Annotated in this window: 10 protein-coding genes; 9 read left to right on the top strand and 1 reads right to left on the bottom strand. The window is 54.6% G+C overall.

The genetic code is table 11. The annotated features are described in order from the left end of the window. The first annotated feature begins 133 nt into the window (after positions 1-133). The 4 genes from murQ to tadA all read left to right on the top strand — a co-directional run bounded on the left by murQ (position 134) and on the right by tadA (position 3,729). The gene (murQ, locus tag ACLBVC_RS03320; RefSeq protein ID WP_410148034.1) at positions 134-1,039 is read left to right on the top strand and encodes an N-acetylmuramic acid 6-phosphate etherase; all 906 of its coding nucleotides are present in this window, start codon (positions 134-136) and stop codon (positions 1,037-1,039) included. A gap of 21 nt (positions 1,040-1,060) precedes the next feature. Beyond that, positions 1,061-2,422 (top strand): PTS transporter subunit EIIC, encoded by a 1,362-nt coding sequence (locus ACLBVC_RS03315; RefSeq protein WP_410148100.1) that lies wholly within the window; start codon positions 1,061-1,063, stop codon positions 2,420-2,422. 4 nt (positions 2,423-2,426) lie between these two features. Then, entirely contained in the window at positions 2,427-3,065 is a 639-nt protein-coding gene (yfhb, locus tag ACLBVC_RS03310; protein ID WP_410148032.1) for a phosphatidylglycerophosphatase C, read from the top strand. 151 nt (positions 3,066-3,216) lie between these two features. Continuing rightward, positions 3,217-3,729, top strand: coding sequence for a tRNA adenosine(34) deaminase TadA (gene tadA, locus ACLBVC_RS03305; protein ID WP_410148031.1), 513 nt, complete (start codon positions 3,217-3,219; stop codon positions 3,727-3,729). Positions 3,730-3,751: 22 nt separating this feature from the next. Here the strand turns inward: tadA and mltF are convergent, their stop codons facing one another. Further along, complete coding sequence (mltF, locus tag ACLBVC_RS03300) at positions 3,752-5,212, bottom strand: membrane-bound lytic murein transglycosylase MltF (protein WP_410148029.1); 1,461 nt, start codon at positions 5,210-5,212, stop codon at positions 3,752-3,754. A gap of 274 nt (positions 5,213-5,486) precedes the next feature. Between mltF and purL the strand changes: the two genes are divergently transcribed. From purL to ACLBVC_RS03275, 5 genes are all read left to right on the top strand, one after another. Further along, on the top strand, positions 5,487-9,380 hold the full coding sequence (purL, locus tag ACLBVC_RS03295) for a phosphoribosylformylglycinamidine synthase (RefSeq protein WP_410148098.1): 3,894 nt from the start codon (positions 5,487-5,489) through the stop codon (positions 9,378-9,380). Positions 9,381-9,635: 255 nt separating this feature from the next. After that, positions 9,636-10,247 (top strand): lipid IV(A) palmitoyltransferase PagP, encoded by a 612-nt coding sequence (pagP, locus tag ACLBVC_RS03290; RefSeq protein ID WP_410148027.1) that lies wholly within the window; start codon positions 9,636-9,638, stop codon positions 10,245-10,247. 173 nt (positions 10,248-10,420) lie between these two features. Then, complete coding sequence (gene agp, locus ACLBVC_RS03285) at positions 10,421-11,725, top strand: bifunctional glucose-1-phosphatase/inositol phosphatase (protein ID WP_410148026.1); 1,305 nt, start codon at positions 10,421-10,423, stop codon at positions 11,723-11,725. Positions 11,726-11,828: 103 nt separating this feature from the next. Continuing rightward, positions 11,829-12,836: a fatty acid desaturase gene (locus ACLBVC_RS03280; RefSeq protein ID WP_410148025.1), complete on the top strand. Its 1,008-nt coding sequence runs from the start codon at positions 11,829-11,831 to the stop codon at positions 12,834-12,836. A 15-nt stretch (positions 12,837-12,851) separates the two neighbouring features. Continuing rightward, on the top strand, positions 12,852-13,649 hold the full coding sequence (locus tag ACLBVC_RS03275; RefSeq protein WP_410148024.1) for a phosphate/phosphite/phosphonate ABC transporter substrate-binding protein: 798 nt from the start codon (positions 12,852-12,854) through the stop codon (positions 13,647-13,649). Positions 13,650-13,669 lie beyond the last annotated feature (20 nt).

Here is a 13,669-nt window from a genome sequence, read left to right as displayed (position 1 = left end):
TCCCAGCCTCTCTGAATACTTACGTCACGTTTTACGGATTATATTATCTAAAATAGCAAATATTCCTCGCAATGATGAATAAAATATTCAAATAATAATTAATTAATTTGAATTAAAAATTCAGGAGAACATCATGAATCACACCGCGAATTTGGGCACCCTCGTTTCAGAAACACGTAATCCGGAAACCATGAATCTGGATGAGATGTCCACGCTTGAGCTGGTGACCTGCTTCAACCAGCAGGATCGTAAAGTGCCGGAAGCGATTCAGAAAGTTTTACCGGAAATAGCGAAAGCGGTAGACAGCGCTGCGGCCTCTTTTAAAGCCGGTGGCCGGTTGATTTATCTCGGCGCCGGAACCAGTGGCCGCCTCGGCGTTCTCGATGCGTCCGAATGCCCGCCGACCTTTGGCGTGCCGCACGGCATGGTGGTCGGGCTGATTGCCGGCGGGCCTGGTGCGATGCTGAAAGCCGTGGAAGGCGCGGAAGACAGTGAAACGCTGGGCGTGGAAGATTTAAAAAACCTCAACCTGACGGACAAAGATACAGTCGTCGGGCTTGCTGCCAGCGGCCGCACGCCTTACGTCATCGGCGCACTGCGCTACGCAACGGAACGGGGATGCGCGACAGTCGCCATTTCCTGTAACCCGGATTCCCCGATTGCCTGTGAGGCAAATATCGCTATTTCTCCGGTGGTTGGCCCGGAAGCCCTGACCGGTTCGACCCGTCTGAAATCCGGCACGGCGCAAAAACTGGTGCTGAATATGATTTCGACCGGCGCAATGGTCAAAACCGGCAAGGTTTACCAGAACCTGATGGTCGATGTAAAAGCCACCAACGTGAAGCTCGTCGATCGTGCCTGCCGCATCGTGGTCGAAGCCACGGGAGCCTCGCGTGCTGACGCTGAACAGGCATTATCGCAAACTGATTTTGACGTTAAACCGGCCATCCTGATGCTGCTGGCCGGTATTGATGCGTCCGCAGCGAAGGCACGCCTGAGTCAGCATAATGGATTCCTGCGCGCTGCTCTGGCGGAATAATACGGAGAGAAAAGCATGGCGATGGATAAAACGAATCTCTTAGCGTCACAAATTTTGCAGGGTGTCGGCGGCGAAGTAAATATCAGCAAACTGGAAAACTGCATGACCCGTGTGCGCGTGGAAGTGCATGACGACGCGCGGCTGGATCTGACCCGCCTGAAAACGCTGGAGGGCATTAAAGGCTACCTCAAGCAGGGCGATCAGCATCAGTTTATCGTCGGGCCAGGTGCGGCGGCGAAAGTCGTGGATGCCATGCGCGCGTTGCTCGGCACGGTGGATGCGCCGGTTCCAAATGATATCGCGCGTAACAAAGCCAGCGCGAAAGCCAAATACTCCGCGCCGATGAGCGGGGCGCTGCGCAAACTGGCTGATGTCTTTATCCCGCTGATCCCGGCCTTTATCGCGTCGGGTCTGATCATGGGCATTATCAACCTGCTCAAGCGGCCAGATATTGCCGGTTCCATTGCCACGGATTTCCCGAATATTCTCGGGTTGTTAGCGGTTTTTGGCGGCGCGGTTTTCGCCATCATGAATATTCTCGTGGGCGTGAATGCGGCCCGCGTATTCGGTGGTTCACAGGCGATGGGCGGCGTGATGGCTGGCATTCTCTCCAGCCCGGCGCTGGCTCAAATTACGCTGTTTGGCGAAACGTTGCAGCCGGGTCGCGGTGGGGTAATCGCGGTGCTTCTTGTGGTAGCCCTGATGTGCTGGCTTGAAAAACGGCTGCGTAATTTACTGCCTGAGTCGGTCGAGCTGATCCTGAATCCGCTGATTACCACGCTGATTACCGCCACGCTGGCCATTGTCATCCTGCAACCCATCGGTGGTTTCATTTCTGACGGCATCGCCCACGGCGTTAATATCGCAATAGATAAAGGCGGTTTGCTGGTCGGTGCGGTGCTGGCAGGCGCTTTCCTGCCGCTGGTATTGTCGGGGTTACATCAGGGGCTGGTGCCGATCCACGTTGAGCTAATTCAGGCGCACGGTTCTAACCCGTTACTGCCTATTCTGGCGATGGCAGGCGTCGGACAGGTTGGTGCAGCGATGGCGGTATACATGAAAACCCGCAATGCGCGGCTGAAAAAAGTGATTAAAGGCGCGCTGCCGGTCGGTATTTTAGGCATCGGGGAACCGCTGATTTTTGGGGTGACATTACCGCTGGGACGGCCTTTTATCGGTGCCTGCTTAGGCGGTGCGGTCGGCGGTGCGCTAATCTGTTACTGGAAAGTCGCGACGGTGATCACTTTTGGTATTTCCGGATTGCCGCTGGCGCTGACCATTATTTCCGGCAAAGTCATGTTGTATCTCGCCGGTTTAGTCATTACGGTATTGGCTGGTTTTATTTTTACCTGGCTGATGGGGTTCAACGATCCCGAGGAGTAACGGATTGAGTACGAAGCCTGATCGACGGGTCGTGTTTTTTGATCTTGATGGAACGCTGCACCAGCAGGACATGTTCGGGAGTTTTTTGCGGTTTTTGCTCCGGCGGATGCCGCAGAACCTGATTCTGGTGATCCCTGTTTTGCCTCTGGTGGCGATAGGGTTGGTGATGCACGGACGGGCCGCACGCTGGCCGATGAGTTTGCTGCTCTGGTCGATTACTTTTGGTCACAGCGAAGCCCGGCTTAAAGCGCTGGAATTGCAGTTTGTCACGGCGTTTCGCCACAAAGTGGTGGAGTTCCCGGTCGTACAGCGGCGGTTGCGTGAATACCTCGACAGTGATGATACCGAAGTGTGGCTGATCACCGGTTCACCGGAAAATCTGGTGCAACAGGTGTATAACGCGTCGCTGTTTCTTCCAAAAGTGCGTCTGGTGGGCAGCCGCATTGCGCGCGGTAAAGGCGGCTGGGTACTGCCTCTGCGCTGTCTGGGCGAGGAAAAAGTCGTCCAGCTTGAACGTCGCATTGGTTCGCCGCTGAAACTTTACAGCGGCTACAGCGACAGTAAGCAGGACAACCCGCTGCTGTTTTTTTGTGAACACCGCTTTCGCGTCAGCAAGCAGGGTGAACTCCAGCAACTGGAATAATTTAGCCGCCGCAGCATCATCTTAACTGTCATACTCAAACAGGCCGGTTTCCGGCCTGTTTGCATTGGGATGACACAGGTATACTGCTGGCCGCTAAAAAGAGATTGAGGTTGACGTGTCGGACGCAGAGTTGGGTAATGGGTTAGCAGAGATGAAAGAGCACGAACACTGGATGCGATATGCCATGAATCTGGCGCTGAAAGCGCAGGATGAAGGCGAAGTGCCGGTGGGCGCGGTGCTGGTTTTGGATAACCAGGTGATTGGTGAAGGCTGGAACCGGTCTATCGGTCATCATGATCCGACTGCGCATGCGGAAATTATGGCGCTGCGCCTTGGCGGAAGTGCCGTACAAAATTACCGTCTGCTGGACGCCACGCTGTACGTCACGCTTGAACCTTGTGTGATGTGCGCAGGGGCGATGATCCACAGCCGTATCCGCCGCGTGGTGTATGGCGCAGCGGATGCCAAAACCGGCGCCGCCGGTTCCCTGCTGGACGTTCTGCGCCATCCGGGCATGAATCATCAGGTGGAAATTCTGCCGGGCGTTTTAGCGGAAGAATGTTCAGAACAGCTGAGCGCGTTCTTTCGTTTACGCCGTAGCCAGAAAAAAGCACTGCGGCTGGCAGAGCGCGCTGCGCAAGCCGGTTATACCTCAGAAGAATAAGCCCTTTTGCCCGCTGTAAACGCTATGGCGCCAGGGCTTCTTTAGCGTCCACGACGGGATAACCCTGACCGAGCTGAGCCTGCAACGCCGCTTTCTGCGCCTGTTGCTTCTCTTTCTCCATCAGATACCCGACCAGACTGAGCTGATACCGGCGAATGTTTTCCACATAGTTGTACGCCTGCGTGCCGCGCGCGTAGCCATACGTTGTACGGCTGAAATAGCGCTTCTGGTTAAGCATGGGCAGACGTTGTTTCACATCGGCCCAGCTGTCCGGGTTGGCTTTTTGCTGCGCTGTCAGCTTACGGGCGTCGAGCATGTGGCTGTAACCCATGTTGTACGCCGCCAGCGCAAACCAGATCCGTTCATCTTCAGGAATCGATTCCGGCATCTTATCCATCAGATGCGACAGATACAGCGCGCCCCCGCGGATACTTTGCTCGGCATCGGTCCGGTCATCTACATTCAGGCCATCCGCCGTGGTGCGGGTCAGCATCATCACACCACGCACGCCAGTCGGCGATTTAGCCTGTGGATCCCAGTGTGATTCCTGATAAGCAATCGCCGCCAGCAGCCGCCAGTCAATTTTTTCCGCGTATTTTTCAAACAGCGGCTGTAAGACCGGTAGCGTGCTGTCGATGGCGTTCAGGAACGTCCGCGTATCTACATAATCAAAATCGCCGACGTGCCCGAGGTATTTCTCCTCAAGCTTCTCCAGCGTACCGTCTTCGGAAATTTGACTGAAAAAGTCCAGCATCGCCGCAGAAAGGCTGTCGTCATCCGGTTCCTTGCGGTAATACCAGGTCACCGGCTCATCTTCCGTGGCATCAAAGGCCACGGCCAGACGAGGGTAAACGCGCTGCATCAGGGCGATGGTGACGGAATCCCCCAGCGTGTAATCGAGTTTACCGTTCTCAACTTGCTGCAGCAGGTCGCGCGGCGAAAGCTTGTCCGTCGTGGTCCAGGTCAGGTCAGGGTATTTTTTGGCGGCGGCTTCCAGTGTCAGGATGTGTGCGCTGCCGGCAGAAACCACCAGCGAACCTTTTACATCCGCAAAGCTTTTCGGACGAACGGCACCCTGCCGGTAAACCAATTGCTGAGAAACGGAATAGTATTCCGGCCCGGCACGGTAGTTTTTCAGGCGCGCATTGTTGTACACCAGCCCGGAGGCCAGCATATCGGTTTTATCATTGTCCAGACTGTCGAACATGGACTCGATCGTGGTGTGCTGATTTACAACCAGTTTCACGCCCAGATAATCTGCGAAGCGTTTAGCCAGTTCATAATCGAAACCGAGATTGCCTTCCGGGGAGTCCATAAAAGTCAGTGGAGAATTGAGCGTGCTTACGCGCAATTCTCCACGGGATTTTATCTGATCCAACTGGTCGCCTTCGCCTCTGTGCCACGGGACAGCAGGCCATAAGGCCAGCGCCAGCAACAGGGCGGCAATCCCCATCAGAACATAGTTAATTTTTAGTCGCGTCAAATAGTTATCTCGCTGCAGCGCTCTTGTATTTTACGATATGCTGTGCAGTTTCTATGGTTATATCCCCAGTGCTGTCGCATTTTGCTCAACAAAACGTCAGTCTGCAACTTTATTCATATTAACCATGATCTTTGAAAGGTTATAAATGAATATCAAGAATCCCTGCGCAAACGGTTTCGTATGCCGTCAGCTTTCTTTATAATAGCCCGCGTTTTCCCCCTGTTGCGCCCAATGAAGCACTGTGGTCAGTGTCTTCGAAGACGAGAGATCTGTGATTATGGAAATACTGCGTGGTTCGCCCGCTTTGTCGGCTTTTCGCATTAATAAATTATTATCCCGCTGTCAGGAAGCACGCCTTCCGGTCAATGATATCTACGCCGAATATGTACACTTTGCCGATGTCAGCGCGCCGCTGAATTCGGACGAACAAACCAAGCTGCAACGCCTCCTGAAATACGGTCCTTCTCTCGCTGAACACGCGCCAACAGGTCGTTTACTGCTGGTTACCCCGCGCCCTGGCACCATTTCTCCGTGGTCTTCCAAGGCGACTGATATTGCACACAACTGCGGTTTATCTCAGGTTCTTCGCCTTGAGCGCGGTCTGGCGTTTTACGTTCAGGCCCCTGAACTGACCGAAGCACAATGGGCGCAGCTGGGCGCATTGCTGCATGACCGCATGGTGGAAACCGTCTTTGGCAAGCTCGAAGACGCCAGCGCGCTATTCGCTCAGCAACAGCCTGCACCGGTTCAGCATGTCGATATTCTCGGCGAAGGCCGTATCGCGCTGGAAACCGCCAATACCAAACTGGGTCTGGCGCTGGCGCAGGACGAAATTGATTACCTGATGGAAGCCTTTACGTCGTTGGGGCGCAACCCGACTGACATCGAACTGTATATGTTCGCACAGGCAAACTCAGAGCATTGCCGCCATAAAATCTTCAACGCTGACTGGATTATCGACGGCGAAACGCAGCCGAAATCCCTGTTCAAGATGATCAAAAACACCTTCGAACAGACGCCTGATCACGTGCTTTCCGCGTACAAAGATAACGCAGCCGTAATGGAAGGTTCGCAGGTCGGCCGTTTCTACGCCGATGCGAAAGACGGCCTGTACGATTTCCATCAGGAGCAGGCGCACATCCTGATGAAGGTTGAAACCCATAACCACCCGACGGCGATCTCTCCGTGGCCGGGGGCGGCGACAGGTTCCGGCGGTGAAATCCGTGACGAAGGCGCAACCGGTCGCGGTGCAAAACCAAAAGCCGGTCTGGTCGGTTTCTCCGTTTCTAACCTGCGTATTCCGGGTTTCGAACAGCCGTGGGAAGAGGACTTCGGTAAGCCGGATCGTATCGTTACCGCGCTGGATATTATGACTGACGGCCCGCTGGGCGGCGCAGCCTTCAACAACGAATTTGGTCGTCCGGCGCTGCTGGGCTACTTCCGAACTTACGAAGAAAACGTCAACAGCCACAATGGCCCTGAGCTGCGCGGTTATCACAAACCGATCATGCTGGCGGGCGGTATCGGCAACATCCGTGCTGATCACGTGCAGAAAGGTGAAATCACCGTTGGCGCGAAACTGATTGTGCTCGGCGGCCCGGCGATGAATATCGGTCTGGGCGGCGGTGCGGCTTCTTCAATGGCCTCCGGCCAGTCTGACGCGGATCTGGATTTTGCTTCCGTACAGCGCGACAACCCCGAAATGGAACGCCGTTGCCAGGAAGTGATCGACCGCTGCTGGCAGCTCGGTGAAGCCAACCCGATTCTGTTTATCCATGACGTGGGCGCAGGCGGTTTATCCAACGCGATGCCTGAACTGGTCAGCGACGGCAATCGTGGCGGCCGCTTCCAGTTGCGTGACATCCTGAACGACGAACCGGGCATGAGCCCGCTGGAAGTCTGGTGTAACGAATCGCAGGAACGTTACGTCATGGCGGTTGCACCGGCTCAGCTGGCGCAGTTCGATGCCATCTGTAAACGTGAGCGCGCGCCTTACGCGGTGATCGGTGAAGCCACAGAAGAAATGCATCTGTCTCTGGAAGACAGCCATTTCGACAACCAGCCGATTGATATGCCGCTGGACGTGCTGCTGGGTAAAACTCCGAAAATGACACGTGACGTCACCACGCTGAAAGCGAAGGGCGACGATCTCAACGGTGAAAATATTCAGATTGCCGAAGCGGTAAACCGCGTTCTGCATCTTCCTGCTGTGGCGGAGAAAACCTTCCTGATCACCATTGGCGACCGTACCGTGACCGGTATGGTGGCACGCGATCAGATGGTCGGGCCGTGGCAGATCCCGGTGGCTGACTGCGCGGTCACTACCGCCAGCCTCGACAGCTATCACGGTGAAGCGATGTCTCTGGGCGAACGTGCGCCAATCGCCTTGCTGGACTTTGCCGCTTCTGGCCGCATGGCCGTCGGTGAAGCACTGACTAACCTGGCCGCGGTCGAAATCGGCAGCCTAAAACGCGTTAAGCTTTCTGCTAACTGGATGTCTGCGGCTGGTCACCCGGGCGAAGATGCCGGTTTATATGCAGCGGTGAAAGCGGTCGGCGAAGAGCTCTGTCCGGCGCTGGGCATCACCATTCCGGTGGGCAAAGACTCCATGTCGATGAAAACCCGCTGGCAGGAAGGCAACGAACAACGCGAGATGACTTCACCGTTGTCTCTGGTCATCACAGCATTTGCCCGCGTTGAAGACGTGCGTCATACCGTGACGCCACAACTGCGCACCGATAAAGGCGACACCGCATTGCTGCTGGTGGATCTGGGTGCCGGTCACAACGCTCTGGGCGCGACGGCGCTGGCGCAGGTTTATCGTCAGCTCGGCAACACGTCAGCGGATGTGCGCAGTGCTGAACAACTCGGTGGCTTCTTCAACGCCATGCAGGCGTTGGTTTCTGAACAGAAACTGCTGGCCTACCATGACCGTTCCGACGGTGGTTTGCTGGTTACGCTGGCGGAAATGGCCTTTGCCGGTCACTGTGGGCTGACGGCGGATATCGCGACGCTGGGCAACGATTCTCTGGCGGCGCTGTTTAACGAAGAACTGGGTGCAGTGATTCAGGTTCGTGCTACTGACCGCGAAGCCGTCGAGCATACGCTGGCACAGTTTGGTCTGGCAGATTGCACGCATTACCTCGGTACAGTTGAAACCGGCGACCGCTTCATCATTACGCAGGGCGATAAGCCGGTGTACAGCGAAAGCCGCACCACGTTGCGCACCTGGTGGGCAGAAACCACCTGGCAGATGCAGCGCCTGCGCGATAACCCGGAATGTGCCGATCAGGAACATCAGGCCAAAACCAACGATCTTGATCCGGGTTTGAACGTGAAACTGAACTTTGCGCCGGATGAAGACGTGGCAGCGCCTTACATTGCGAAAGGTGCGCGTCCGAAAGTAGCCGTGCTGCGTGAGCAGGGCGTGAACTCCCACGTTGAAATGGCGGCGGCTTTCCATCGCGCTGGTTTCGATGCGGTTGACGTGCATATGAGCGATTTGCTGGCAGGTCGCCGTGATTTGCAGGACTTCCACACGCTGGTCGCGTGCGGCGGTTTCTCTTACGGTGACGTGCTGGGCGCGGGCGAAGGCTGGGCGAAGTCTGTTCTGTTTAATGAACGCGTACGTGAAGAGTTCGCTGAATTCTTCCACCGTCCGCAAACGCTGGCGCTGGGCGTGTGTAACGGGTGCCAGATGATGTCGAACCTGAAAGAGCTGATCCCGGGCGCAGAACACTGGCCGCGCTTTGTGCGCAACCTGTCTGACCGCTTCGAAGCGCGTTTCAGCCTGGTTGAAGTGACTGCCAGCCCGTCGATGTTCATGCAGGGCATGGCCGGTTCACGTATGCCAATCGCCGTTTCCCACGGCGAAGGCCATGTGGAAGTCCGTGATGCCGCGCATCTGGCGCAGATCGAACACAGCAATCTGGTGGCGCTGCGTTTCGTCGACAACAACGGTCAGGCGACTGAAAACTATCCGGCCAACCCGAACGGTTCTCCGAACGGCATCACCGCTGTCACCAACCTCTCAGGCCGCGTCACCGTCATGATGCCGCACCCTGAGCGTGTCTTCCGTACCGTCAGCAACTCATGGCATCCGGAAGAGTGGGGCGAAGACAGCCCGTGGATGCGTATGTTCCGTAACGCGCGTAAACAGCTGGGCTAAGCGCTAAATAGCCTCAGTAATAAAAATCCGCAGTGCGAAAGCCTGCGGATTTTTTTATACGAATTATCTTAAATTTTCTATTTGCTGACGAAAACTTTACTTTATATTCATAGGATTACTCTCATAATTAAAGTGCGAACATCAGTAATTTCAATTAATTAACCTTGTGTGCCTTCCTGTTTTAATTACGTTTAATTCCATGATGTTAAGAGTCAGTTATAATACGAGCATTACGTCAGGGAGTTATTAAAAAAGATGTTAGTAAAGAAAATATTCAGGGATCTTAGTCTCACCGTTTCTCTCGCATTTTGTGTACCGGTTTTTGCTGCCAGCTATAGCACTCAGCCTGTCAGTGGCTCCGGCGCACCTCAAAAAGAATCCATCATTCCCGGTTTGTGGTCTGATTTCAAAGACAAGGTTTCCACTACGTGGAATGATTCCGATTCTCAGGATTTATATCTGCCGGTCATCACCTGGCATAACCGCCTGACTTACGATAAAGAGAAAACCGATAAATATAACGAGCGCCCTTGGGGCGGAGGTTATGGTATTTCCCGTTATGATAACAAAGGGAACTGGAACGGCATTTATTTTATGGCGTTTAAAGACTCGCATAATAAATGGGAGCCGATCGGAGGTTATGGTTGGGAGAAAATATGGACGCCTGCGCAGGATAAAGATTTTCGTTTAGGTCTGGGTTATACCGCTGCCGTGACGGCGCGCGATGATTATAAATATATTCCTATTCCTATCGTTTTACCGCTGGCCTCCATCGGTTATAACAAGCTGACTTTCCAGGCCACGTATATTCCGGGAACCTACAACAACGGGAATGTGTTCTTTGCCTGGCTGAGGTATCAGTTCTGATACTCTGCATTGTTACACTTTTGTGACAATGCAGGCCGGGGTTGTGAGCACGATCTCCCTCTTTTTCTCAATATTCACCTATGCTGAAAATTCGCTGCACTTATCAATCTGTTGAACGCAGAATGAGTGCGGCGCTTTTCTATTTCAGGGAATATTCATAAAGAGGATCATTCGTGAAAACAACAACATCGCGCACTCTCGCCTTAACCGCACTTGCCTGCTTATTACCGTTCTCTCTGCCCGCCGCTCAGGCTGCTCAATCTGATAACCTTGAATTACAACAGGTGCTTGTTCTCAGCCGCCACGGCATCCGTGCGCCGCTGGTGAATTATGGTGATGTGCTGGCGGAATCCACCACACATACGTGGCCGGTCTGGAAAACGGAAGGGGGATTGCTGACCCCGAAAGGCGGCCAAATCTCCGAGCATATGGGGCATTACCTCCGCGCATGGCTGGCAAAAGACAAACTCCTGCCAGATACAGGATGCCCGCAATCCGAGCAGGTTTTCGCTTATGCCAACAGCCTGCCGCGCACGATCGACACGGCGAAACATATCACCACGGGTGCGTTTCCCGGCTGTGATGTTCAGGTTATTAACCGTGTAGAAATTGGCAAAATGGATCCGGTGTTTAACCCGATTATTACCGCTGAAGTGAATGACAGCTTCAAAACCAGTGCGCTGAACTCCATCAGTCAGCATGCGGGCGAGGGCGGTTTGCCGGGGCTGAATCAGCGCCTGAAGCCAAACTATGCGTTGCTCGAAAATATTCTCGATTACAAAAACAGCAAAATCTGCAAAGAGAAACAGCAGTGTGATCTGGCGTCTCAATCTTCGGACGTGGTGCTCACGCAGGGTAAAGAACCGGGCATTACCGGACCGTTACGTATGGCAACCGGCGCGGCGGATGCGTTCATGCTGCAATATTACGAAGGTTACCCGATGAAGGACGTGGCGTGGGGGAAAATCAGTACCGACGAACAGTGGACGAAACTGGAAGCCATCAAAAATCTTTATCACGAAACGTTGTTTGGCTCTCCGGCGATTGCCGCCAATGCGGCGAAACCTTTGCTGACGTTCATCTCCGGCGCGCTTAATCCGAAACAGGCCTCGACGGCGGATGAGAAAGCTGCGCAGCAGGCAAAACTGGCTCTGCTGGTCGGGCATGATTCGAACATCGCTTCATTGCTTGCGGCACTGAAAACGCAGGATTACACACTGCCGGGGCAATTTGAACGTACGCCAATCAGCGGCACGGTGGTTTTCCAGCGGTGGCATGACAAGAAAGCGGATAAAGATCTGATGAAGATAGAATACGTTTATCCGACGGCGCATCAGATCCGCAACAACGTGGCTCTGAGCCTGAAGAATCCTCCTCAGCGCGTCACGCTGCAAATCGACGGCTGTAAAGTGGATAAGCAGGGCTTCTGCCCGATGGATCAGTTCACTCAAGCCATACATAAAGATTTGCAGGGCTGAACCCGCCTTAGCCGCTAACTGGCAATAGATAGTGTTTTAAGTTAGTTAGCGGCAGCAAATAGTCATCCGATAATGTGCCGAAGTTTTCTTACTCCGGCACATTATGGCGTCCTCTTCTTTCTATCTCAGCCCGCAGCAACGGGGCGATATTAAAGCGCGTTCCCGCAGCCTCTGGTGGCGACTGGAGATACCGACGTGGTGCCTGATTTCTGCCATTTACGGCGGCTGGTTTTCCGTGGTGTTCTTCTGGAACAGCCTTGGCTCGTGGCTCGGCACGCCCGCGCTTATCTGGTTTACCGCCTGGTATATGTCGTTGCAACACGAACTCATTCACGGTCATCCCACGCGTAAAGCCTGGCTGAACCAGCTACTCGGCACCTTGCCGCTGGCGGTCTGGTATCCCTACGGGCTTTACCGCGACACGCATTTGCAGCACCACAAAAATGAACATCTGACGTTCCCCGGTGACGATCCCGAAGCCTATTATTTCAGCTGCAGAAACTGGGAAAGCCTGACGCCCGGTATGATGTTCGTCGTCCGTCTGCGCAATACCTTGCCTGGCAGGATGATACTTGGCCCGATGCTGGATATTTTCAGCACGCTTACCGGAACGCTGATGGCGGTTTTCCGCGGCGAATGGCGTACCGTCGCGATGTGGCTGACCCACGGAATTTTGCTGGCGCTGTTGCTGGTCTGGATGGCGCGGCAGGGGTTGTCTCCGGGCTGGTTTGTGCTGGCAATCAGCTATCCGGCGTTAAGCCTGACGAAAGTGCGCTCCTTCTACGAGCATCGCGCTGAACACTCACCCGAAGCGCGTTCCACGCTCAACGAAGCCGGATTTGTCTGGCGTCTGCTGTTTCTGAATCTCAATTATCATCTGGTACATCACGATTTGCCGGGCGTGCCGTGGTTTGCGCTGAGGCAGGTGTATATTGCCGACCGCGATGCGTATATCCGGCGCAGCGAAGGGTTTGTGGTAAAAGGCTACCGCGAGTGGTTCCGGCAGCATACACGCGCGCCGGTCGCGGTGGAAATGCATCCGTTTGCTGCGGGAGAACCGGCAGCAGAAAACGGTCACAGCGACTATGATTATCAGCAGGATCCCCCCTGACGGAGCTGCCAGATCATGCTGATGTCTTTACCGATGTACGCCATTTCCCCGCTGGACGTGGAAATTTTCACCGTTGCGTTACTGGGCAAACTTAAGCGTCTGGGCATGATGCCGCTGCCGGTTTCACTGAGCTGGCCGACGGATTTACTGGCGCACTGGCAAAATAAAGATCTGCTGCTGAGCCAGACCTGCGGCTTCCCGCTGGTGGAAAGCCTGCCAGAGGTGCAACTGGTTGGCACATTCAGTTACCGTGCGCCCGGTTGTGATGGTTTTCGCTACCGCAGTTTTTTGCTGGCCCGTGAAGAACACAGCGGCTTACATCTCACCAGCTTTCGCCACCGCAGACTGGCTTTCAACAGCACCGATTCCCAGTCGGGTTACAACAGCCTGCGTGCGCTGGTTGCGCCGCTGGCAGAAAACGGAAAATTCTTCTCTGAGGCGCTGGCTACCGGCAGCCATCTCGAATCACTTCTGTTCGTGAAGCAGCATAAAGCCGATATTGCGGCGATTGACTGCGTGACACTCGAACTTCTGCGCCGCACCGATCCGGAACGGGTCAGCGGACTGGTCGTTGTGGGACAAACCGCCGCCGTACCGGGGCTTCCGCTGATCACGTCCGCGCTGACATCCCCTGAACATCTGGCGATGCTGAGACAGGCATTACATGAAGTTTCCCGTGAAGCGGTGAGTAAACCGTTACTGATCGAATCGTTTACCGAGGTGCCGCGACCGGCGTATGAAGTGATCCGGCAGATGAAAAGAATTGCAGAAGAGTTTGGTGTGCGTGAGCTGATACCGGAATCAGTCAGCTAAAACCGGACAGAAATGTCCGG

Source organism: Rahnella selenatireducens (assembly GCF_046449555.1).
GTDB lineage: Bacteria > Pseudomonadota > Gammaproteobacteria > Enterobacterales > Enterobacteriaceae > Rahnella > Rahnella selenatireducens.
The sequence above is the reverse complement of the archived record's forward strand: the minus strand, read 5'-3'. Positions and strand labels throughout refer to the sequence as shown.